We start from the raw sequence: 20620 nt of genomic DNA on the forward strand, positions 1-20620 counted from the left end.
GGCCTGCCCTTTCGGTGAAAATGACGGTCAACTCCTCCACTTCTTCCTTTGAGCTCACTATGAACATCGACAAAGACACCGCCGTCAGCCTGCGCTTCAAGGTCGCCGACCTGGACGGCAAACTCATCGAGGACAGCAAGACACCCATGGTCTACCTGCATGGCGGCTACGGCAACACGCTGCCCAAGATCGAGGAAGCGCTGGCTGGCAAGACGACCGGCTACCAGACCACGCTGGAGCTGCAGCCGCAGGACGCCTTTGGACTGCGCGATGAAAGCCTGGTCCAGACCATCCCGAAAAAACAATTTCCGCCCGGTATCAAGGTCGGCGGCCAGCTTGAGGGCCGCGGGGAGGACGGCAAGTCCATCGTGTTCAACGTGATGAAGATCAAGGGCGACACGGTGCTGCTCGACGGCAACCACCCGCTGGCCGGCAAGGCCTTGCGCTTCACTCTGGCCGTGACCGATGTGCGCGCCGCCAGCGCCGAAGAGATTGCTCACCGCCATGTGCATGGTGAACACGGGCATCACCACTGACCATATGGCGGCCACGCCGGGCGGGCAGGCGCGACTTATAAATAAAAAATGCTCTCAGCCCATATCGGACAAGCGTAAGCAGCTACTTTTTTAATAGCAATTGTGCTGCATGTCCCGCCTGCGCACCCAGCAGTTGCCGGAAATGTTGCACCATGCGCTCCGGTTCGGCTTTCAGCCCGGTGAACAACTCGAACGCGCCCACGGCCTGCCCCACGGCCATGGCGCCACCGTCCACAGTGGAGCAACCGGCAGCACGTGCCGCCTTCAGCAAGCCGGTGTGAAGCGGGAAATAGACGATCTCGGACACCCAGATCGAGGGCCGCAGCAACGTAGCCGCAATCGGCATGCCCGGCAACTTGTCCATGCCTGTGGGTGTGGCATGGATCAGGCCCGTCGCGCCTGCCAGGGCCTGCGCAGCATCGCCCAGCGCGATCACGCGGTCGCCAAAGCGGGTCTTCAGTGCTTCGGCGAGCGCGCATGCACGCGCCAGATCGGTATCCACCACACGCAATTGCGCGGTGCCCAGGCGCATCACCGCGTCCGCAATCGCCGAGCCGGCGCCTCCCGCGCCTAACAGCACCACGCAAGCCAGATCGGCCTGCGGAAGCGAGCGGCGCAAGCCCCAGGCCCAACCTGATCCATCGGTGTTGTGGCCCACCATCCGGCCGCCCTGGAAAACCACGGTGTTCACGGCGCCCATGGCTTCGGCCTCAGGCGACAAGCCGTCCAGCAGCGGGAGCACCGCCTGTTTGCAAGGGTAGGTGATGTTCAGCCCCGCAAAGCCCATGGTGCGCGCCGAGGCCAGCAGGGCCGGCAGTTGTTGCAGCGGATCCGGGGTCTGGTCCAGGTCGATCAGCTGGTAATGCAGGCGCAGCCCATGATGGCGCGCTTCTTCTTCCTGCATCGCCGGCGTCAGCGAACGCTGGATGCCGGAGCCAATCAGGCCGACCAGCAGCTTGCCTGCGCTTGGTGTCATCCGCTATAGCCCGCCATCCGCGGCACCACCAGCACGAAGTCCGGCCAGACGGTACAGACGGCCAGAGCGGCGATCATCACCAGGTGAAAGGGCCAGACCTCGCGCATCAGCGGTCCCATCCGTACATCGGCGACCTTCATCATCATCAGCAGCAGCAAGCCGAACGGCGGCGTACACAGCCCGATCATGATGTTGAACACCGCCACCAGCCCGAAATGCACCGGGTCGATGCCCAACGCCACGGCCGTGGGCAGCAGCACCGGCAAAATCACCAGGATGATGGTGGAGCCTTCGAGAAAGCCGCCCAGCAACAGCAGGAACACGTTCACCAGCAGCAGGAAGCCCCATGCCGAGAGCTGCAGGCCACCCAACTGCTGGCTCAGCGACGCCGGAATGTTTTCGGAAGTGATGACGTAGTTGAAGACCAGCGCGCCCGCGATCAGCATGCCGATGGAAATGCTCATGCGGGCGCTGGACAGCAGCGCATCATAGAACTCGGACCACCGCAGCTTGTACAGCACGACGCAGATCACCAGGGCGTAAGCGGCTGCGATGCCGGCAGCCTCGGTGGGCGTGGTGATGCCGGTGTACATGCAGCCGAGCAGCAAGAGCGGCAGCACCAGCGACGGAAAGGCTTCCCGCGTGATGCGCGGCAGCTCGCGCAGGGGGACCTTTTCCTCCACGGGGAAGTTGCGCGACTTCGCCTGCCACCAGATCAGTCCCATCTGCACAGCGCCCAGCAGGATACCGGGGAGGATGCCAGCCAGGAACAGGTAGCCGATCGACGTGCCGGAAACCAGCGCATACAGGACGAGCGGAATCGACGGCGGCAGAATGGGACCAAGCACCGAGGACACCGCAGTGAGTGCCGCCGCGAATTCGGGCGTGTACTTCTTGTCGCGCGTCATCATCTCCTGCATCAGCTTGCCCGAGCCGGCCGCGTCAGCCAGCGCGCTGCCCGACATGGCGGAGAAGACAACGCTCTGCAGCACGTTCACCTGCGCCAGCCCGCCGCGGTAACGGCCGACGATTGCATTGCAGAAGATGAGCAGCCGATCGAGGATGCTGCCGTTGCTCATGATGGCCGCGGCCAGGATGAACAGCGGAATGGCGAGCAGCAGGAAGCTCTGGTTGGTGCCGTTGAGCAACTGCTCGGCGACGGTGCCGATGTCCATGCCACGCATGTAGAGATAAAGCACCGAACCGGCAATCATGGCGTGGCCCACCGGCACACCCAGCAGGCACAGCCCCAGGATGGTGTAGAGGGCGAAAGCGAAGGGACTGGCGAAGTTCATATGGCGGAAGTGGTAGCAGCGTCGGGAGCGCGGGGCGCCGGCAATGTGCCGCGGATGGCGCGCACCAGCGTGCGCAGAGCGCGCAGCAGGACGGCGACGACAAAAACGATATAAATCGAATAGGTGAAGTCCATGCGTATGCCCATGTAGGAACTTTTTTCCACCTTCATGAATGCAACGTACTCGTACGCGGGCTTGAGCGACATGCCGAAGAACACGATGACGCACAAGGCGCCCAGCCCCGCGAGCACACGCCTCCCATTCGGTCCCATCCGGTCGACGAGAATCTCGATGCGGATCTCCTCGTCGTCCTTAAGCACGAAGGCGGCCCCCCACAGCACCAGCCAGAGCCAGGCCGCGAGCGACAGCTCGGTGGTCCAGCCCACCGGCCAGTTGAAGACGTAGCGCAGGACGATCTGGATGATGAAGGCGGCAAAGATCACCGCCAGCAGGGTCGCGGCCACCGCTTCTGCAAAACGGTGGAGCTGTTTGAGAATGTGATCGATCATCGTCCCTTTCACTGACGCGCCATCCGGCACGCCTGCAAGCCATGTGATTCCGGCGCCGCCGCAGAACCGGCTTGGCCGGTCGCTGGTGGCATCCCCTGGAGAGTGAGACGGCCAAAGGCCGTTTCGGGGCCTATTTCATCGCGTTGATCTGGGCCAGCATGCCGGCCGGCCAGACCTTGGCTTCGTCGGACGCCAGGTAGACCTTTTGCGCATAGTCGCGGAAGGCATTGAGGTTGGGCACGTAAACGTCAAGCCCGCCCTTGCGGAAGCTGTCAGCCAGTTCGGCCTCGCGTTTCTGGTGCTCGGCCGTGCTCCAGGCGATGGCCTTGTCGGCAGCAGCCTGGAAGGCGCGCTGCTTCTGCGGGTTCATCGCGTTCCAGGTCTTCATGTTGACCGTGAGCAGGTCATAGGCCACCAGGTGCGAGGTCAGCACGATCTGCGACATCACTTCGTTGAACTTCATGTTCTGGACGTTGGGCAGCGGGTTGTCCTGGCCATCGACAGAACCGGTCTGCAAGCCGGTGTAGGTCTCGGCGTAGGCCATCGGCGTCGGATTGGCGCCGATCGAGCGGCCCAGCAACTGCCAGGCATCGCCGGGGGGCATGCGCAACTTCACGCCCTGCAAGTCAGCCGGGGTGTTGACCTTTTTCTTCGGCTTCAGGCCCACGTGGCGGGTGCCGAAGAACGTGGGGCCCAGGATCTTCACCTTCAGCTGGTCTTCGACCATCTTTTTCATCTGCGCCCCCTGCTCGCTGGCAAAGAACTGGTTCAGGTGGTTGGCATCGCGGAATACGTAGGCCGCGGTCAGCAGCGACCAGGCCGGCACCTGCTTGGAAATGTCCTGCGGCGCGATGTTTCCCATCTCGAGGTTGTCGCGCTGCAGCGCCACCAGCTCCGTGCCCTGGCGGAACAGCGTGGAGTTCAGGTGCATCTCGACCTTGAAATCGGCGGAGACCTCTTTGGTGAACTGGTTCATCATCTCCGCGCGGATGTCCTTGTCGGAGAAAACGGCGGCGAAGCGGATGGTGGGCGGGCTCTGCGCCCATGCCGGCAGGATGGTGCCGGCAGCGAGTGCGCCTCCAGCGCCCAGCAGTGTGCGTCGATCAATGAAATGGTTCATGGTTGTCTCCTGAGGTGTTGTGATGAAGGAACGGTGAAATCAGGGTGCCGGCGCAGCCGCCAGACTCTGGGCCAGGGCTCGAATCGCCAGCTCGTAGCCGAACGGGCCGAAGCCGCAGATGACGCCTGTGGCTGCCAGCGACACCAGCGAACTTTGATACAGTGCGTCGCGCTTGTGGATGTTGGTCACATGGACTTCGGCAATCGGCTGGTCCAGTGTCTTGAGCGCATCCAGCAGCGGGATAGAACGAAAGGACAGACCGGCCGGGTTGATGACGACGGCAGCGGCTTTCTCGCGCGCTTCCTGCACCCAGTCGACCAAAACGCCTTCATGGTTGGTCTGGCGAAACTCGCAACCCAGCCCCAACTCTCCAGCCACGCGCTGGCACAACTGCGCCACCTCTGCCAGCGTCGTGTTGCCATACAGCTGCGGCTCGCGCACGCCCAGCAGGTTGAGGTTGGGGCCGTTGAGAACGTAGATGGTGCGGCTCATGCGGCACGAATCAGGTAAATGAAATTGCAGAACAAGGCTTGTCTCCGGGGTGCGCTATCAGGGCAATTCGTTGGATTGCTGGCAATTCTGCTGGCCTGATGGGAAAATGTTTCTAAACTGGAAACACATTCCATATTACAAAATGAACCTCGCACTTGAACGCGGCCTGGCCGTGCTGGAACACCTGACCCGCTATCCGGAAGGCTTGCCGCTGTCACTGCTTGCCTCGGAGCTCGACATTCCACTCAGCGCCTGCCACCGCCTGCTCGCAGACTTGCAGCAGCGTGGGTACGTGCGCCAGGCGCGCAAACAGGGCGACTATGTGCTCACGCTCAAGATGGTGTCGCTGGGGTTGGGCTTTCTGAGCAGCGCGGGCATTGTTGATGTCGCCGAGCCGCTGCTTGAGCGGCTTGCCCAAACTTCCGGCGAGCTGGTGCGCCTGTCCATCATTGATGACGACCGCCTGACCTGGGTTGCCAAGTCGCAGGGCATGCGGCAAACCGGGCTGCGCTACGACCCCGACATGGGCATGGATGCGCGGCTGTCCTGCACGGCATCAGGTCACGCCTGGCTGATGAGCCTGAGCGACGAGCGGGCGCTGGGGCTGGTCTCGCGGCAGGGGTTCGGCCTGCCTTCGGCGTATGGCCCAAAGGCTCCGACCACCCTCAAGGCTTTGCTGGGTTTTCTGCATGCGGCGCGTGTGCGCGGCTACGCCATGATCGACGAGGTCTTCGCGCCCGGCATGGCAGCCATGGCCGCCCCAGTATGTCGTCGCAAGGAAGTGATCGGCGTGATCAGTATTGCAGGACCACGCTCACGGCTGGATAGCGCACTCATGCACGAACTCGCACCCGCGCTGCTAAGTTCGGCTGCGCAGCTTGGACCGATCAGCAACGCCTCCACCCTGTTCGGCCGACCGCCGCTGGGAAAAGGCTGAAATTACGCCGTCCCCGTCATTCGACGGTCACGCTCTTTGCAAGATTGCGCGGTTTGTCAACATCGGTGCCGCGTGCCACTGCCGTGTGATAGGCCAGCAATTGCAGTGGCACCACGTGCAGCAGCGGACTTAGGGCGCCGTAGTGCTCGGGCATGCGGATCACATGCAGGCCGTCACCGCTTGCTATTTTGGTGTCTGCATCAGCCAGCACATACAGCACGCCGCCGCGGGCGCGAACTTCCTGCATGTTGCTCTTGAGTTTTTCCACTAGGCTGTCGTTGGGCGCGACAGTGACCACCGGCATGGCGCTGGTCACCAAAGCCAGCGGGCCGTGTTTGAGCTCGCCGGCCGGGTAGGCTTCGGCGTGGATGTAGCTGATCTCTTTCAGCTTGAGGGCGCCTTCCAGCGCAATCGGGTAATGCAGCCCGCGGCCGAGAAAAAGGGCATTTTCCATCTTGGCGAAGTCTTCGGCCCAGGCAATAACCTGCGGCTCCAGCGCCAGCACCGCTTGCAGCGCGGCCGGCAGATGCCGCATGGCCTTGAGGTGGGTGGCTTCTTCTTCATCACTGAGCTTGCCTTTGCTTTGCGCCAGCGCGAGTGTCAACAGAAACAGGGCGGCCAGTTGCGTGGTGAAAGCCTTGGTGGAAGCCACGCCGATCTCGACGCCGGCGCGCGTGATGTAGGCCAGCTTGCATTCGCGCACCATCGCCGAGGTCGACACATTGCAGATGGTCAGCGTCTGGGTCATGCCCAGCGACTGCGCATGGCGCAGCGCCGCGAGGGTGTCGGCGGTTTCGCCGCTCTGGGTGATGGTGACCACCAGCGACCTGGGGTTGGGCACTGACGTACGGTAGCGGTATTCGCTGGCGACTTCCACTTGCGTCGGGATGCCTGCAATCGATTCAAGCCAGTACTTGGCCGCGCAGCCGCTGTAGTAGCTGGTGCCGCAAGCCAGGATCAGTACCGAGTCAATGTCCTTGAAGACGCGGAAGGCCTCGTCACCGAACAGCTCGGGCGTGATGCCTGTGATGCCTTCGAGCGTGTCGCCGATGGCGCGGGGCTGCTCGAAGATCTCTTTCTGCATGTAGTGACGGTACGGGCCGAGCTCGGCCGCACCGCTGTGCGCCTGCACGGTCTTGACCTCGCGCTGCACGGCCTTGTGCTCACGGTCAATGACCCAGTACTTGCCGAGCTGCATGTCCACCAGGTCACCTTCTTCCAGATACAGGATCTGGTCGGTCACGCCGGCCAGCGCCATCGCGTCGCTGGCCAGGAAGTTCTCGGTCTTGTCCTTGCCGACGCCCAGGATTAGCGGTGAGCCCGCGCGTGCGCCGACCACGCGGTGCGGCTCATCCTTGCAAAACGCGGCAATTGCGTAGGCCCCGTGCAACTGGCGCGTTGCGGCCTTGAGGGCTTCGAACAGGTCGCCGTCATACAGGCTGTCCATCAGGTGCACGATGACCTCGGTGTCTGTCTGGCTGGAAAATACATAACCCTTAGCTTGCAGCGCGGCGCGCAGCTCATCATGGTTCTCGATGATGCCGTTGTGCACCAGCGCCACCTTGCCGGGCTTGTTCGCCGCTTCGCCCGTGCCGTGGCTGAAGTGCGGGTGCGCGTTGTGCACAGCAGGCGCGCCATGTGTGGCCCAGCGCGTGTGGGCGATGCCGGTGCCGCTTTCCAGTTTGTCGCTACTGACCTGCTCCATCAGCTCGGTCACGCGCGAGGTACTGCGCGCGCGTTTGAGGCCGTCTGCATAAATGGCGACGCCGCAGGAGTCGTAGCCTCGATACTCCAGGCGCTGCAGGCCCTGCACCAGGATGGGAACAATATTTCGAGTCGAAACCGACGCCACAATGCCGCACATAAACTGCTCCAGAGAAAAACAATGAGCGGATATTAGGCTTAAGATATTTTTTTGAATCTACATTTTTTGTTAAAAATATAGTATAAATTTCATGCACTTCAATTTTTGAAATATTCTTTCAAACAACATAAAGTTATGGAATAAAATTGATTTTTGACGTCGATGAAACTGACATCAAACTGCTTGAAGTCTTGCAGGACGATGCCTCGCTAAGCAACCAGGCACTGGCAGCCCGTGTGTTTATTTCGCCGCCAACCTGCTTGCGGCGCGTCAAGCGCCTGCGGGATGCCGGTGTGATTGAGCGAGAAATCGCGATTCTCAACCCCGACAAGCTGGCCAGCGCGTTAAGCCACGGCCTGACAGCGCTGGTTGAAATTACGCTGGATCAGCAGGGCACCGAATGGCAGGAAGCATTCGAAGCCCGCGTGACGCCGGACAGCGCGGTGCAGCAGTGTTACCGCGTCTCGCCCGGCCCGGACTTTGTGCTGGTGGTGCACGTCAGCGACATGCCGGCCTATCTGGCGCTGGCACAGCGCTTGTTTATCAGCGATGCGAATGTGCGTAACGTCAAGGCGTTTTTCAGCGTCAAGCGCTCGAAGTTTGAGCCGAGATTGCTGTTGGCCCAATAGATACATGGGTAAGAAGCTACTGAATTCATAGCATCACAGCTGCCGCAGTAGTTCGTTCTGGACAGTAGTTTCAACTCCCCACTCCCACCCCTGACCCCTCCCTCGCCCCGCTGGGCGATGGAGGGGGACTTCATTTGGCTGCATGTGCTGCGCTCGCGTGCAAACATGACGGTCTGTTGGGATTCCCGTGCAGGAAGCGCTGCGCGCTCCCTGCACTCCGGATTTTGTCCGAGCATGGGTCCCCCACCCGTCGGGCTGGGCCGAGGAGCGCAACCGAAAGTGGATCAGGACGAGCGATTGTCTGAGCGTGCGAGTGCTAGCTCGGCCCCACTTTCGGCGAGCACCGCAGGTTGCCCATAGCGAAGCGAAGGGACCCAGACCATCTGGGTCGCCTTTCTTTTCCTTAGGTTTTTTGGCGACGCAAAGAAAAGTAAGTCGCCCGCCGGGGAGAGACCCGGCTTGCTGGCACATCCCAACAGCACGAGTTATCAAACATGGATCCCGGATCAAGTCCAGGATAACCACATACGCGATGGAAGGCCCATTTCGCTATGAATTTAATAGCTAATTGCGCCCGATGGGCATGGGGTAGAGAGATCTGAACGCACAGACTCGTAAAGGTCTGACCCTCTCTCCACCCGCCGGGCTGGGCCGAGGAGCGCAGCCGAAAGTGGATCAGGGCGAGCGATTGTCTGAGCGAAGCGAGTTTGAGCTAGCCCCCCTTTAACGGCGAGCACCGCAGGTTGCCCGCAGCGAAGCGGAGGGACCCGGACCATCGGGTCGCCTTCTCTTTGCTTACTTTCTCTTGGCGACGCAAGAGAAAGTGAGTCGCCCGCCGGGGTGAGACCCGGCTTGCTGGCACATCCCAGCAGCACGAGTTATCAAGCATGGATCCCGGATCAAGTCCGGGATAACAACATGCGCGATGGAAGGAACATTTCGCTATGAATTTAATAGCTGATTGCGCCCGATGTACATGGGCCGGAGGCCTGAATCACTTGAAAGCTACGCTTTGGGCGCTTTCGCCGGCCGCTGCCAACTCGTCAGACTGACCTGCTTGCCCCGCGCCACGTTCAGCGTGCCGGGCGGCGTGCTTTTGGTGATGGTGGAGCCGGCGCCCACGGTGCCGCCTGCGCCTATGGTCACCGGCGCCACCAGCACGCAGTTGCTGCCGATGTGCACATCGGCCTCGATCACAGTGCGATGCTTGTTGGCGCCGTCGTAGTTGGCGGTGATGCTGCCAGCGCCATAGTTGACGCGTTCTCCCAGGACGGCGTCGCCGACGTAGGCCAGGTGATTGGCCTTGGCGCCTCTCGCCAGGCTGGCATTCTTGACTTCGACAAAGTTACCGATATGCACCTCGGCGCCCAGTTGCGCGCCCGGCCGCAAGCGTGCAAACGGGCCGACCAGCGCACCTTCGCCGACCTGTACACCGAGCTTCTCCCCATCGATGTGGGTGAAGGGGTGGATCACCGCGCCAGCGGCGATGCTGGCGTTGGCGATCATGCAATGGGCGCCGATGCGCACGCCTTCGCCCAGTGTTACTGCGCCGTCAAAAATGCAGTTGACGTCGATCTCCACGTCTTGCGCGCAGTCCAGCGTTCCGCGCACATCAAACCGGGCCGGGTCCGCCAGGCGCACGCCCTGCTCCATCAGCGCCGTCGCAATCCGTAGCTGGTAGACCCGCTCCAGCTCAGCCAACTGCACCGGGCTGTTGACACCAGCGACCTGGGCGGCGTCGGTGATCTGGTGCGCCACCACGGCCACGCCATCCGCCACCGCAAACTTCACGATGTCGGTCAGGTAGTACTCGTTCTGGGCGTTTTTGTTGTCGAGCCGGGCCAGCCAGCCGCGCAGCAGCCGGGTCGGCACCGCCATGATGCCGCTGTAGATTTCGGAGAGGGTGCGTTCGGCCTCGCTGGCGTCCTTGTGCTCCACGATGGCGCGTACCTGTGCCGAGGGCTCCTTGCCGGCGCGAACGATGCGGCCGTAACCCGTGGGGTCGGCCATGCTCAGCGTCAGCAGCGCCAGCCGCTGGCCGTCGCATTGCGCCAGCAGGGCTTGCAGGGTGTCGGCCTGCATCAAAGGCACGTCGCCCGACAGCACCAGCGTGACGCCGTCGTCGCCCAGCAGCGGGATGGCCTGCTGCACCGCATGGCCGGTGCCGAGCTGGGGCTCCTGCCGCGCAAAAGCCAGTTGCAGGCCGCCAGGCGCCGCTGCGGTAAGGGCGGCCTCGACTTCGGCGGCGCCGTGGCCCGTGATCACCACCGCCCGCCGCGCCGATAACCGCGCTGCACAGTCAATCACATGGGTCAGCAGCGCACGACCGCCCAAACGGTGTAACACTTTGGGCAGCCGGCTTTTCATCCGGGTGCCTTTGCCCGCTGCCATGATGACGACATCAACTGGAGTTGCCATGAAATTTCCTGTGCCTAGTGTGTGGGGCGCGCGTCTGGCGCCATCTGGAGGTTTGCTGCGGATTATCGGTCTTGCCGGTCTGCTGGCGCTGACCGGCATGCTGGGCGCCTGCAGCGCGGTAAAACTCGCCTACAACCAGGCGCACGAGCTGGCTTACCTGCAGCTCGATGGGTATTTTGATTTCAGCGACGCACAGTCCAGCCGGGTCAAGGAAGAACTGGTGAAAGTCCAGCGCTGGCACCGCAGCACCCAGTTGCCGGCCTATGGTGATTTCCTGAAGAAATGGCAAGGGCTGCTGCCCGGTGACCTGGATGAGGGGCAGGTTTGCAGCGCCACCGACGATCTCCGCAGCAGCTTGCTGGCAATTTCGAACCGGGCCGAACCACTGGTGGCCGAGCTTGCAGGCACTTTGACATCCGGGCAATTGAAGTTTCTCCAGCGTAAATTTTCAAAACTGAACCGCGAGTACCAGAGCGACTTTCTGGAAGGCACGCCGATGTCGCGCATCGACAAACGCGTTAAAAAAGCTGCAAGCCGCGCTGAAATGTTGTATGGCTCGCTGGAAGAAAAGCAACTGGCGGTTTTGCGCCGGCAGATCACGCAGTCGGTGTTTGACCCCAGCGTGTCCCTGGCCGAGCATCAACGCCGCCAGCAGGATGCGCTGCAAACCCTGGCACCGCTGGCAGGCGGCACTGCCACGGCGGCGCAGGCCAGATCGGCGATCAGGGGTTACTTTGAGCGCTCCTTGAATTCACCGAATTTGGTTTACCGCAGCTACCAGGAAAAGCTGACACGCGACAACTGCAAAACACTGGCGCTGCTGCATAACAGCACGAGCCTGGCACAGCGCACGAAAGCGGTCCAGACGCTGGGGGAGTATGCACAGGACTTCAGGACTCTGGCAGCGCAGGATTTTTAACGCGGCTGACGTCGTTGCTCTGCTGCCTGGTCAGGCTTGAGGCCTGGCCCGCCGCGCGAAGGCTGGAAGTCGCCCGAACCGCTGCTTTGCTGCTGTTGCTGGTTGACCGGCCGCCGCGGTTGCTGCTGAAGCAAACCGGGCCGAAAAATAATTTTGTTGTTCATCATCACGGCTTTCTGCGTTCCATCGCGTCGGTGACACGGAAAGCTGAGCTTAGAAAACCACCGGGGCTTGCACTGTCGTCTGGCACAGTGCAGCGATGTCAGCGCAGACCTACAACAAAGGTACCTGACGCATGGGAAGGTCGTAGTAATCGGCCAGGCGATGCAGCGCCTTGGGGTTGAGCAGGCGCAGACGCCCGTCCTGCAACTCGTGCAGCCCAAGCTGTTTCAGGCGCCGCAAGGTCTTGTTGGTGTGCACCAGCGACAGGCCCAGCGCGTCGGCGATGTGTTGCTGGTTGATCGGGAATTCAATCGACCCATCCGTCGCGAGTCCCAGCCACTTGACACGCCGGTACAGGTGGATCAGAAGCATGGCCACCCGTTCGGTGGCACTGCGCCGCCCGTTGGTCAGCAGGTTTTCGTCGACCATGCCTTCCTCGCGTGCGGACAGCCAGGTCACGTCATAACCCAGGCTGGGAAAGTGTCGGAACAGGTCCCATAAACCATCGCGCGGAAAAACGCACAAGGTCGCGTCGGTCAAGGCTTCCACACCGTGGCTGGCACCGTTGGCAAACTCCTGCTGCAAACCGATGAAGTCACCGGGCAGCAGAAAATTGAGAATCTGCCGGCGCCCATCGCTGAGGGTTTTGTAGCGAAAGGCCCAACCGGCGTAGAGCGTGAACAGTTTGCCATTGGGATTTTGCTCAGAAATGATGGAACTGCCAGCCGCTGCGAACCCTGCGCCGCTGCGAAAGCCCTGGATGAAGTCCAGCTCCTGCGGCGTGACCGGTTTGAAGGCGTCCAGGGCGCGCAAGCGGCAATCTTTGCAGTGCCGCGGGCACCCACTGGTGTAGGAGAGCGGGGAGATGATCACGCAGAATTCTAGTGCCGAATTAGTGCAGCTAGCGCCTGTGTCTTTTGACATTGTTGCGGGTCAACATGCTGGCTACATTACACGCCACTTATGGAAAAAGCCTTGCAATTACACGAGGTGCTCTATGTCAGCACCCTGTCCCCCGACTCCCCCGTAAAGGTTGTTTCCCAAATCGCAGTGAAGGCCCGGATCGCCAACGAATCGGCCGGTGTCACTGGCTTGCTGGTTTTCGACGGCATGCGTTTTTGTCAGCAAATTGAGGGGCCGCGCAAGCCGGTACTCGCGCTGATCGAACGCATCCGGCACGACCCGCGCCACGTCAACGTCGAAATACTGCACCATGGGCCGCTTGCGGAGCGCCGCTTCCGGCGCTTCAGCCTGGGCTATGTCACGATGGATGACGTGGACGTGTTGGCGCGCATCGAAGAGGCAGGTGCGAAACAGGCGATGACACAGTTTTTGGCGCTCATCCCCAGCGTCGATCTGGATAGCTGAAGCGCGCGCCTGTTAAGCCGAGTGTCAGGCTTGCAGCGCCGCCCACATCTCCTTGTCACGCTCCGCCGTTCAGATGCGCGGCGAGTTGTTTTGCGACCGGCGAGGGGCCCCACCCCAGTGGGGATCGACGCGCAAAACAATGAGGGTAATCCGCGCCAGCTCGATCAATGAGATCAGGCTTGCAGCGCCGCCCACATCTCTTTGTCACGCTCCGCCGTCCAGATGCGCGGCGAGTTGTTTTGCGATTGGCGAGGGGCCCCACCCCAGTGGGGGTCGACGCGCAAAACAATGAGGGAAATCCGCGCAAGGCCGATCAATGAGATCAGGCTTGCAGCGCGGCCCACATCTCCTTGTCACGCTCCGCCGTCCAGATGCGCGGATTCTTGATCCCGCTGGCTTCGTCATACGCGCGGCTCACGTCAAACGGCAGGCAGTGTTCGTAGATGAAGACCTGGCCGAAGATCGGGTCCATGCTTTTGCGGGTATGCGCCATCGCGCTTTTCAAGTCCATCTTTGCGGCAGCGGCTTCCTTGCCACAGCGGTACAGCGTTTGCACCCACTGCACGGTGTAGTCGATCGCCTTGTTGACATCCACGACGCCTTTCATGGCTTCGCCGCGGCCCGGCACAATGGCTTCGGCACCGAGCGCGCGCAGCGCTTCGAGCGTGGCCGGCCATTCCTCAAGCTGGGCGTCACCGGTGTAGACGCCGGCGTTGTACTCGACCAGGTCACCGGAGAACAGCACTTTTTCCTCCGCCACCCAAGCAATCGTGTCACCGCGTGTGTGGCCCGGGCCGGGGTGCCATATCTGCACGCGCACGCCGCCGAGGTCGATCACCAGCTTGCCGGGCACCTCGCCCTTGACCGGGTTGCCGCCGGCAATCACCAGGGTCGGCCAGGTCAGGCCGGGCACGCTTTCGGCATTGCGAAATAGACGCGGGAAACGCTCCATCTCGCTTTGCATGTCCTCGGCGCCGCGCTCGACGATCAGCTCGTAAGTGCCCTGGCTGGCGATGACTTCGGTCGCGCCCTCGGCCATATAGGCACTGGCGCCGAGCACACGCACCGCGTGGTAATGCGTGAGCAGCACGTATTTGATGGGTTTGTCGCTGACGGCACGGATGCGCGCGATCAGGTCCTGCGCCATCGCCGGCGTGGCGGTCGCGTCGCTGACCATGATGAACTTTTCACCGATGATCACGCCGGAATTGGGGTCGCCCTCGGCGGTGTAGGCCCAGCAATGGGCGCTGAGTTGCTCAAAAGTGATTTTCTTGTCCGTGAGGTCGGACTGCGAGGCAAAAGCTTTGGACATGGGGTCTCCGTGGAGTGGCCGGACGGGCGCCGGCGCTGGATCGTGGGGCTCCTAGTGATTCTACTATACGTAACTTATTACGTATAGTTGAATCACTGGGCTATCAACCGTGCGCCGCGCAGGGCCGCCCCAAGCGAGCACAGCCCCCTCGGGGGGCAGCGCAGTACACGCAGTGACAAGCGTGGGGGCAAACTTAGGCCAGCCCGCGCTCCAGCATGGCAATCACTTCTTCGGAAAACGCGCGGTAACTCATAGGCCCATCGGGGCGCATCCAGGTGAATGTCCAGTTGATCATGCCGAACAGCATCATGGTCACGGCTGTCTGGTTGGCGGCCGTGATGCGCTGTGGGTAGGCGCGTTTGAGAAAACGCGTCATGGCCGAAACCACATCGCGCTGCCGGTCCAGGATCAGCTCGCGCTGCACGTCACCAAGAAACTTGGTGTCGCCCAGCAGCGCAACATGGCGCGTGGCTGAACTTTCGTATTGGTCGAGGAAATTTCGGATCAACTCATGCAGCGCCGCGCGGTCGTCCAGATTCTTGCGCTGGGCACTGGCTTCGGTCTGGCCGATGATGACCAGCAAATGCTGGGTGTAGCGGTCCAGCAGGTCGAACAGGATGGCTTCCTTGCTGCGGTAATAGTGGTACAGCCTGGCCTTGGAAGTGCCGCAGGCGGCCGCGATGTCGTTCATGCTGGCGGCGATGTAGCTGCGCTGCGCAAAACACTGGGCAGCCACATCGAGGATGGCTTCGCGCTGGAGCTCGTGGGTGGCAGATTTGGGACGGGCCATGCGCTATTGTGAAGCACGCCGCCGCGCTAAAGTAGCGTGATGCCTGCGGACCTGTCCTTTGCCCACTATTGCTGCGAACTGCTCGCCAGCGCCGGCCCATGCACAGCCCGCCGCATGTTCGGCGGCTTCGGCATCAGCACCGACGGCATCCACATCGCGTTGCTGGCCGACCTCGGCGGCGGCGATACGCTCTGGCTCAAGGCCGATGCAGAGACTTGCGGCCTCTTCAAGGCCGCAGGCTGCAAGCCTTTTGTCTATGAGGCCAAAGACAAGGCCATAAAACTGAATTACTACAGCGCGCCCGCGGACGCGATGGAGTCCGTTCAACTGATGGCGCAGTGGGCCCGGCTTTCGCTGGCCTGCGCCTTGAAGGCGCGCTCGGCCAAGGCTGTGCGGACGCGGCCGGTGGCGAACTCCACGACAAAACGCGGCAACAGCACCAGCAAGGCGGCACCAAACACACCGGTCAAGCCAAAGGCGAGCCGGCCTGAGGCGGCGGCGGCCAACCCCAAAGCGCCGCGCAAATCGCGCAGCGGTTGAGCCACACCGGCACGCCAGGGCAGGCTGACCGCCCGCTGCGCCAGTGCATGCCGGAACGGGCTGGCCAGTGCCACCCCCGCTGCGGCAGGCAAGGGATCCCACCTGAAATAAGCGGGCGATGCGTTGGCCGCATGCCAGGACTCCATCACCAGCACCTGGCCCGGCAGCAGCCTGAGTTCTTCGCCCGCGCCCAAAAAATGATCGCCGCCGCGCACACCGTCGTCCTGATGCGCGTTGTTGAAGGTGATCCAGACCTGACCGTGGGCAATACGCAGCACGCCGGCCTGGGTCGGCCGCAAGGTCAGCGCTCGCCCGCCGTCCAGCTTCCAGCAGCCCGATAACGCATCAGCGCCGCTCCATGATTGCAGAGGAAAGTGGGTCGAGGTGGTCATTGCATTTCTCCAACAAAAGCCAGTAAGGGCAAGTGAATGATCCTCGCGCGGTGCTTGGCAGTCCAATGATTTCGGGTTACGCTATTCATTCCATAAACGCATGAATCGAAAAACCCGCCATGCAGCATTCACAGACCCATTTGCGCTCCCGGCCGATCTCTGCCGGGCAGTTGCGCGCCTTTGAAGCGGTGGCCCGACACCTGAACTTTCGTGCCGCCTCGGAGGAACTCGCGCTGACCCAGTCCGCCGTGAGCCGGCAGATTCAGGCGCTGGAAGAAGAGGTGGGCCTGAGCCTGTTTCACCGCCATACCCGGTCGGTCGAACTCACCGGGGCCGGCGGCATTTTGCTGCGCGCCGTGACACCTTCGCTTGAGCGCATCGACGGCGCGGTGCGGCAGATTCGCCAGAGTGCGGGCCGCAAAAGTGTGGCGCTCACCACCTTCGCCTCCTTCGCGTCGATGTGGCTGATCCCGCGGCTGGAAGCCTTCCAGCGGGACAACCCCGACATGGACATCCGCATTGATGCGTCGGACTCCGCGATCGACCTGGACACCTCGGATCTGGACATGGCGCTGCGCTACGGTCCGGCCAGCCGCATGGCGTCTTCCGGCGCGATCCGGCTGTTTGGCGAACAGCTCACGCCGGTCGCCAGTCCCTGGCTGCTCAAAAGCAGCCCGCGTCTGAAAAAGCCCGAAGACCTCGCCAATTTCGCATTGATCGAGGCCGGCGATTCGCACGCCACCCACATGGAATGGCTGACCTGGCGGCGCTGGCTGGAAGTCAACGGCACGCCCAAGCTGGAAGGCAAACGCTGGCTCTATTTCAACTACGCCTACCAGATGGTGCAGGCGGCATTGACCGGCCAGGGCATCGTGCTTGCGCGCCTGCCACTGATCGCCGAAAGCCTGGCCTCTGGCGACCTGATCGAGCCGCTGCCGCATCTGCGGCTCGACTCCCCCATGGCCTACTGGCTCGTCGTCGGCCCGCGCAGTGCGGCGCGGCCGGAGGTCAAGGCCTTTTGCGACTGGCTGCTGGTGCAGGGCGCACTCACGCGCCAGGCAATTGGCGATGTACCGGATCCGGACACGGTGGATGACATTGATTGATCTCAGGCACTTCCGTTGCCGCTGCAGCTTGCGTCCGACAGCAGGTCTGCCTCCCCACTCCCACCCCTAACCCCTCCCTCGCCCCGCTGGGCGATGGAGGGGAACTTCATGTGGCCGCGTGCGCTGCGCTCGCATGCAAACATGACCGTCTGTGGGGAATCCCGACCAATGCGCGCTTCGCGCGCATTGGTCTCCGGATTTTGTGTCCGGTATTGGTTTCCCCACCCGTCGGGCTGGGCCGAGGAGCGCAGGCGAAAACGGATCAGGGCGAGCGATTGTCTGAGCGAAGCGAGTTCGAGCGAGACCCCGTTTTCGTCGAGCACCGCAGGCTGCCCGCAGCGAAGCGGAGGGACCCAGACCATCGGGTCGCTTTTTTCTTTGCTCACTTTCTTTTTGGCGACGCAAAAAAGAAAGTAAGTTGCCGCCGGGCAACCCCCGGCTTGCTGGAAGATCCACCGAAGCACAGGCTTGCAAAGGCCTCAACAGGCTCAGACCGGACGATCGGGGTCTGCGAACATGGATTCCGGATCCAGTCCGGGATGACAAGCCATAACCAAACTCACACCGGCCAAACCACCCCGTTGTCATTGAGGATGGCATCCAGCGCCACATCGTGCGGCTCGGGTTCCAGATCCGGAAGCCAGCCGTGGCTGTAGCCAAGGCCGACGGTGAAGGGTTTGGGCTGTAGCGTCGCCAGCGTGCGGTCGTAAAAGCCGCCGCCGTAGCCGAGCCGAAAACCGCCCGGCCCGTAACCGACGCAGGGCACAAACAGGAGGGTCGGCACGATGATCTCGGTGTCCTTGGGTTTGGGAATGCCATAGGCATCTTCTTCCATCGGACAGCCGGGATACCAGGCGTGGAAGGTCAGGGTCTTGTGCAGCTTGTTGACCACCGGCAGGCCGATTTTGCGGGGCGAGCGGTTTGCTATGTTTTCTGTAGCTGCTTCCGCCCGTCCCTCATGGGCTGGGGCCTGATTGGATTCAGATTCCTGGCTTAAAATCGCGTCTTCCTGCCAGCGGTACAGCGCGGGCAGCGGATCGAACTCCCCCTTGATCGGCCAGTAGGCGCCGATTACCGCATCTTCGCGCCCCACCAGCCAGATCCGCATGACCCGCTGTAACAGGTCGGCGCGCTGTAGACGGTCGGGCAGGTTCAGGCGTTGTTCGATCAACGCTTTTCGCGCAGTTAATTTGTCCATAATGAACCGATGCTATCCAAATTTGTTGTCACCGCCCTGATTTCGGGCCTCTTGTCCTTTTTGATCCTCCAGCCCACATGGGCGCAAAACAACGCTTCGCGCGCCGACGAAGTGCTGGTGGAGATGAACCAGGCCTCCAAACGCGGTGACAAAAACCGCCTGTCCGCCCTGCTGCCGCAGGCGCGCGGCCATGCGCTGGAGCCGTGGGCGGCCTACTGGGAGATCAGGGCCCGGCTCGGTGAAGCCAGCGCGCAGGAGGTGCAGGACGTCATGGCGCGTTACGCCGGCAGTTACCAGGAAGACCGCCTGCGCAACGACTGGCTGCTGCTGCTGGGCCAGCGCCGCGACTGGTCTGCCTTTGCCGCTGAATACCCGAACTACCGCATGGGCGACGACCGCGATGTGCGCTGTTATGCACTGCTGATCGAACACCTGAAAAACCCTGGCGCCGATGCACAGCTGGCCGACGAGGTCCGCCGGAACTGGTTTGCCCAGCGGGAGGCCAGCGACGGCTGCACCGCTGCCGCTTCACGCCTGATCGGCAACCGGAACCTGACAACACAAGACGCCTGGATCAAGGCCAGGCTCGCGACAGAAGCGAACCGGCCGCGTGCTGCGCGTGATGCGATCGAGATCATCGCGCCACAAGCTGTGAGCCTGGTGATCGAACTCACTGCCAGCCCGGCGCGCTTCCTGAGCACCAAGGTGATTGCCATCAGCAAGGTTCGCAAGGAAATCATTGTGCTGGCACTGGTCAAGCTGGCCAGCACCGATGCCGAGGGCGCAGCGCGCTTCATGGAGGACAAGTGGGGCTCGCAGCTCAGCGACGAGGAACGCAACTGGGTCTGGGGCGCCATTGGCCGGCAGGCGGCGACGCGGCTGGCCAGCACGGACTCGGTCGGCTATTTCGCCAGGGTCACCAAAGACACCGACCTCAGCGACGACATGCTGGGCTGGAAGGTGCGCGCCTCACTGCGCGCCGGCAGCACGCCGCGCTGGCCGCTGGTGCTGGCCGGCATCAACGCCATGAGTGAAGGCGCGCGCAAGGAGCCGGTCTGGGTTTACTGGAAGGCACGCGCGCTGCTGGGCAATGCCCCGGCCGCTGCTGCCAGCGCGGCGGTGTCGCCACAACGCGCAGAGGCGCTGGCCCTGCTGCAGTCGATTGCCTCGGTGCGCGGCTTTTACGAGCAACTCGCGCTCGAAGAGCTGGGTCAGAAGATCACCCTGCCGGCCAGACCGCCCGCGCCGACTGCCGAGGAAAAAGAAGCAGCGCGCCTGAACCCTGGCCTGAACCGCGGTGCCTACGCGATTGCCATCGGCCTGCGCAGCGAAGGCGTGCGCGAGTGGAACTACAGCACCAACCTGCACACCCGCGGCGGCATGAACGAGCGCGAGCTGCTGGCAGCCGCCCAGTTTGCCTGCAACCGCTCCATCTGGGACCGCTGCATCAACACCAGCGAACGTACGCCGACTGCCTTCGACGTCGAGCAGCGCTTCCCCATGCCGTTTCGCGACGCTGTGACCCAGCGCAGCCAGGGCATTGGCCTGGACCCAGCCTATGTGTATGGGTTGATCCGGCAGGAATCGCGTTTCATCATGGACGCGCGCTCCGGCGTCGGTGCCTCGGGCCTGATGCAGGTGATGCCGGCCACCGCGCGCGAAACCGCACGCCACATCGGCATGACAGGTTTCTCTTCCGACCAGATCAACGACCGCGACACCAACATCATCATCGGTACGGCCTACCTCAAGCGTGCACTCGACGACTTCGGCGGGTCCATGCCGCTGGCTGCCGCTGCCTACAACGCCGGACCCGGTCGGCCGCGCAGCTGGCGCAACGGGCCGGTGATTGAAGCTGCGATCTGGGCCGAAAACGTGCCCTTCAGCGAGACCCGCGACTACGTCAAGAAAGTGCTGTCCAACACCACCAACTACGCTGCCCTGCTCAGCGGCCAGCCGCAGTCGCTGAAGGCGCGGCTGGGCACAGTCGGGCCTCGCGAAGCATCGGCACCTCCGCCGGACGAAAAGATGCCCTGAGTTGCAGCCGGGACGCTCCT

Annotated in this window: 19 protein-coding genes and 1 pseudogene; 8 read left to right on the top strand and 12 right to left on the bottom strand. The window is 62.4% G+C overall.

Annotated elements, in window-relative coordinates; all coding sequences use genetic code 11:
- Positions 1–59: 59 nt before the first annotated feature.
- Complete coding sequence (locus tag IEX16_RS06420; protein ID WP_188707515.1) at positions 60–536, top strand: FKBP-type peptidyl-prolyl cis-trans isomerase; 477 nt, start codon at positions 60–62, stop codon at positions 534–536.
- Between the two features lie 82 nt (positions 537–618).
- On the opposite strand, the gene IEX16_RS06425 is transcribed toward IEX16_RS06420, so the two are convergent.
- The 5 genes from IEX16_RS06425 to IEX16_RS06445 all read right to left on the bottom strand — a co-directional run bounded on the left by IEX16_RS06425 (position 619) and on the right by IEX16_RS06445 (position 4928).
- The gene (locus IEX16_RS06425) at positions 619–1512 is read right to left on the bottom strand and encodes a shikimate dehydrogenase (RefSeq protein WP_188707516.1); all 894 of its coding nucleotides are present in this window, start codon (positions 1510–1512) and stop codon (positions 619–621) included.
- Positions 1509–2807 carry a TRAP transporter large permease gene (locus IEX16_RS06430; RefSeq protein WP_188707517.1) on the bottom strand — a complete coding sequence of 433 codons (1299 nt, stop codon included), beginning with the start codon at positions 2805–2807 and terminating at the stop codon, positions 1509–1511. Before IEX16_RS06430 ends, IEX16_RS06425 begins: the two co-directional genes overlap by 4 nt.
- Positions 2804–3316: a TRAP transporter small permease gene (locus IEX16_RS06435; RefSeq protein ID WP_188707518.1), complete on the bottom strand. Its 513-nt coding sequence runs from the start codon at positions 3314–3316 to the stop codon at positions 2804–2806. Before IEX16_RS06435 ends, IEX16_RS06430 begins: the two co-directional genes overlap by 4 nt.
- A gap of 130 nt (positions 3317–3446) precedes the next feature.
- Entirely contained in the window at positions 3447–4436 is a 990-nt protein-coding gene (gene dctP, locus IEX16_RS06440; RefSeq protein ID WP_188707519.1) for a TRAP transporter substrate-binding protein DctP, read from the bottom strand.
- Positions 4437–4475: 39 nt separating this feature from the next.
- Positions 4476–4928, bottom strand: coding sequence for a type II 3-dehydroquinate dehydratase (locus tag IEX16_RS06445; RefSeq protein ID WP_188707520.1), 453 nt, complete (start codon positions 4926–4928; stop codon positions 4476–4478).
- Between the two features lie 142 nt (positions 4929–5070).
- On the opposite strand from IEX16_RS06445, the gene IEX16_RS06450 reads away from it, so the two are divergent.
- A complete protein-coding gene (locus IEX16_RS06450) occupies positions 5071–5865 on the top strand; it encodes an IclR family transcriptional regulator (protein WP_188707521.1) in 795 nt (264 codons plus the stop codon).
- 16 nt (positions 5866–5881) lie between these two features.
- On the opposite strand, the gene glmS is transcribed toward IEX16_RS06450, so the two are convergent.
- Positions 5882–7729, bottom strand: coding sequence for a glutamine--fructose-6-phosphate transaminase (isomerizing) (glmS, locus tag IEX16_RS06455; RefSeq protein WP_188707522.1), 1848 nt, complete (start codon positions 7727–7729; stop codon positions 5882–5884).
- Between the two features lie 146 nt (positions 7730–7875).
- On the opposite strand from glmS, the gene IEX16_RS06460 reads away from it, so the two are divergent.
- Entirely contained in the window at positions 7876–8358 is a 483-nt protein-coding gene (locus tag IEX16_RS06460; protein WP_373288286.1) for an Lrp/AsnC family transcriptional regulator, read from the top strand.
- A gap of 1005 nt (positions 8359–9363) precedes the next feature.
- On the opposite strand, the gene glmU is transcribed toward IEX16_RS06460, so the two are convergent.
- Complete coding sequence (gene glmU, locus IEX16_RS06465; protein WP_188707523.1) at positions 9364–10776, bottom strand: bifunctional UDP-N-acetylglucosamine diphosphorylase/glucosamine-1-phosphate N-acetyltransferase GlmU; 1413 nt, start codon at positions 10774–10776, stop codon at positions 9364–9366.
- On the opposite strand from glmU, the gene IEX16_RS06470 reads away from it, so the two are divergent.
- The gene (locus tag IEX16_RS06470) at positions 10775–11695 is read left to right on the top strand and encodes a DUF6279 family lipoprotein (protein WP_229676211.1); all 921 of its coding nucleotides are present in this window, start codon (positions 10775–10777) and stop codon (positions 11693–11695) included. The genes glmU and IEX16_RS06470 overlap by 2 nt on opposite strands.
- Positions 11696–11968: 273 nt before the next feature.
- Here IEX16_RS06470 and IEX16_RS06475 read toward each other — a convergent pair whose 3' ends face one another.
- Positions 11969–12661 carry a Crp/Fnr family transcriptional regulator gene (locus IEX16_RS06475; protein WP_229676225.1) on the bottom strand — a complete coding sequence of 231 codons (693 nt, stop codon included), beginning with the start codon at positions 12659–12661 and terminating at the stop codon, positions 11969–11971.
- 159 nt (positions 12662–12820) lie between these two features.
- Between IEX16_RS06475 and IEX16_RS06480 the strand changes: the two genes are divergently transcribed.
- Positions 12821–13225: a BLUF domain-containing protein gene (locus IEX16_RS06480; protein WP_188707525.1), complete on the top strand. Its 405-nt coding sequence runs from the start codon at positions 12821–12823 to the stop codon at positions 13223–13225.
- A gap of 322 nt (positions 13226–13547) precedes the next feature.
- On the opposite strand, the gene IEX16_RS06485 is transcribed toward IEX16_RS06480, so the two are convergent.
- Positions 13548–14537, bottom strand: coding sequence for an MBL fold metallo-hydrolase (locus IEX16_RS06485; RefSeq protein ID WP_188707526.1), 990 nt, complete (start codon positions 14535–14537; stop codon positions 13548–13550).
- A 193-nt stretch (positions 14538–14730) separates the two neighbouring features.
- Positions 14731–15327, bottom strand: coding sequence for a TetR/AcrR family transcriptional regulator (locus tag IEX16_RS06490; RefSeq protein ID WP_188707527.1), 597 nt, complete (start codon positions 15325–15327; stop codon positions 14731–14733).
- Positions 15328–15441: 114 nt separating this feature from the next.
- Here IEX16_RS06490 and IEX16_RS19940 point away from each other — a divergent pair.
- Positions 15442–15633: pseudogene (locus IEX16_RS19940) on the top strand (TfoX/Sxy family protein); the annotation flags it as partial.
- A 17-nt stretch (positions 15634–15650) separates the two neighbouring features.
- Here IEX16_RS19940 and IEX16_RS19945 read toward each other — a convergent pair.
- Positions 15651–16259 (bottom strand): DUF2917 domain-containing protein, encoded by a 609-nt coding sequence (locus IEX16_RS19945; RefSeq protein ID WP_229676212.1) that lies wholly within the window; start codon positions 16257–16259, stop codon positions 15651–15653.
- Positions 16260–16378: 119 nt separating this feature from the next.
- Between IEX16_RS19945 and IEX16_RS06500 the strand changes: the two genes are divergently transcribed.
- Positions 16379–17365, top strand: a complete 987-nt coding sequence (locus IEX16_RS06500) for a LysR substrate-binding domain-containing protein (RefSeq protein WP_188707529.1) — start codon at positions 16379–16381, stop codon at positions 17363–17365.
- A 559-nt stretch (positions 17366–17924) separates the two neighbouring features.
- Here the strand turns inward: IEX16_RS06500 and IEX16_RS06505 are convergent.
- Positions 17925–18563 carry a 5-formyltetrahydrofolate cyclo-ligase gene (locus IEX16_RS06505; protein ID WP_188707530.1) on the bottom strand — a complete coding sequence of 213 codons (639 nt, stop codon included), beginning with the start codon at positions 18561–18563 and terminating at the stop codon, positions 17925–17927.
- 9 nt (positions 18564–18572) lie between these two features.
- Here IEX16_RS06505 and IEX16_RS06510 point away from each other — a divergent pair, with 9 nt between their 5' ends.
- Positions 18573–20600, top strand: a complete 2028-nt coding sequence (locus tag IEX16_RS06510; RefSeq protein ID WP_188707531.1) for a lytic transglycosylase domain-containing protein — start codon at positions 18573–18575, stop codon at positions 20598–20600.
- The last annotated feature ends 20 nt before the right edge of the window (positions 20601–20620 follow it).

Source organism: Polaromonas eurypsychrophila (genome assembly GCF_014641715.1).
GTDB classification, from domain to species: domain Bacteria; phylum Pseudomonadota; class Gammaproteobacteria; order Burkholderiales; family Burkholderiaceae_C; genus Polaromonas; species Polaromonas eurypsychrophila.

Coding starts and splice junctions, on each gene's coding strand:
- IEX16_RS06420 (WP_188707515.1), top strand. CDS start 60: ATGAACATCGACAAAGACACCGCCGTCAGCCTGCGCTTCAAGGTCGCC.
- IEX16_RS06490 (WP_188707527.1), bottom strand. CDS start 15,327: ATGGCCCGTCCCAAATCTGCCACCCACGAGCTCCAGCGCGAAGCCATC.
- IEX16_RS06470 (WP_229676211.1), top strand. CDS start 10,775: ATGAAATTTCCTGTGCCTAGTGTGTGGGGCGCGCGTCTGGCGCCATCT.
- IEX16_RS06480 (WP_188707525.1), top strand. CDS start 12,821: ATGGAAAAAGCCTTGCAATTACACGAGGTGCTCTATGTCAGCACCCTG.
- IEX16_RS06430 (WP_188707517.1), bottom strand. CDS start 2,807: ATGAACTTCGCCAGTCCCTTCGCTTTCGCCCTCTACACCATCCTGGGG.
- IEX16_RS06505 (WP_188707530.1), bottom strand. CDS start 18,563: ATGGACAAATTAACTGCGCGAAAAGCGTTGATCGAACAACGCCTGAAC.
- IEX16_RS06485 (WP_188707526.1), bottom strand. CDS start 14,537: ATGTCCAAAGCTTTTGCCTCGCAGTCCGACCTCACGGACAAGAAAATC.
- IEX16_RS06500 (WP_188707529.1), top strand. CDS start 16,379: ATGCAGCATTCACAGACCCATTTGCGCTCCCGGCCGATCTCTGCCGGG.
- glmS (WP_188707522.1), bottom strand. CDS start 7,729: ATGTGCGGCATTGTGGCGTCGGTTTCGACTCGAAATATTGTTCCCATC.
- IEX16_RS06450 (WP_188707521.1), top strand. CDS start 5,071: ATGAACCTCGCACTTGAACGCGGCCTGGCCGTGCTGGAACACCTGACC.
- IEX16_RS06435 (WP_188707518.1), bottom strand. CDS start 3,316: ATGATCGATCACATTCTCAAACAGCTCCACCGTTTTGCAGAAGCGGTG.
- glmU (WP_188707523.1), bottom strand. CDS start 10,776: ATGGCAACTCCAGTTGATGTCGTCATCATGGCAGCGGGCAAAGGCACC.
- IEX16_RS06445 (WP_188707520.1), bottom strand. CDS start 4,928: ATGAGCCGCACCATCTACGTTCTCAACGGCCCCAACCTCAACCTGCTG.
- IEX16_RS19945 (WP_229676212.1), bottom strand. CDS start 16,259: ATGACCACCTCGACCCACTTTCCTCTGCAATCATGGAGCGGCGCTGAT.
- IEX16_RS06510 (WP_188707531.1), top strand. CDS start 18,573: ATGCTATCCAAATTTGTTGTCACCGCCCTGATTTCGGGCCTCTTGTCC.
- IEX16_RS06425 (WP_188707516.1), bottom strand. CDS start 1,512: ATGACACCAAGCGCAGGCAAGCTGCTGGTCGGCCTGATTGGCTCCGGC.
- dctP (WP_188707519.1), bottom strand. CDS start 4,436: ATGAACCATTTCATTGATCGACGCACACTGCTGGGCGCTGGAGGCGCA.